This is a genomic window from Polaribacter sp. BAL334, from assembly GCF_015767435.1.
Lineage (GTDB): Bacteria > Bacteroidota > Bacteroidia > Flavobacteriales > Flavobacteriaceae > Polaribacter.
In genome coordinates this window covers 1-336 of sequence record NZ_JADWOV010000156.1, presented here as the reverse complement: position 1 = coordinate 336, position 336 = coordinate 1, and the positions used below count along the sequence as shown (strand labels likewise).

Sequence of the window (336 nt, the reverse complement as noted above, 5' to 3'; positions counted from 1 at the left end):
CTAAACATTAATAATGATAATGAGTTAAACAAACAACGCGAAAAGGAGTTGCACTATCTAAAAAACATTAAAACTGATTTAAAACTGAATAGTGCAAATTTAAATGATTATATAACCACACGAGAAACCGCTATTAATTCGGCAAACATAATTATTGCACATTATGAAGGAGAACCAATTACTGACCTAAAAGAATTTAGCAGACACACTGTAAACATCTACACATGGCGAAAATTTTACCAAATTAATAACACGTTTCAAGAATTGATGAATTCTGGAAATCTCGCATTGATTTCTAACGGCGCTATTAAAAGCACATTGCTAAACATGGAATCG

At 31.2% G+C, this 336-nt stretch carries 1 protein-coding gene; it reads left to right on the top strand.

The window, feature by feature from the left end; translation table 11 throughout:
- A partial coding sequence (locus tag IU405_RS00815; protein WP_197436746.1) for a hypothetical protein occupies window positions 1–336 on the top strand: 336 nt, incomplete at both ends.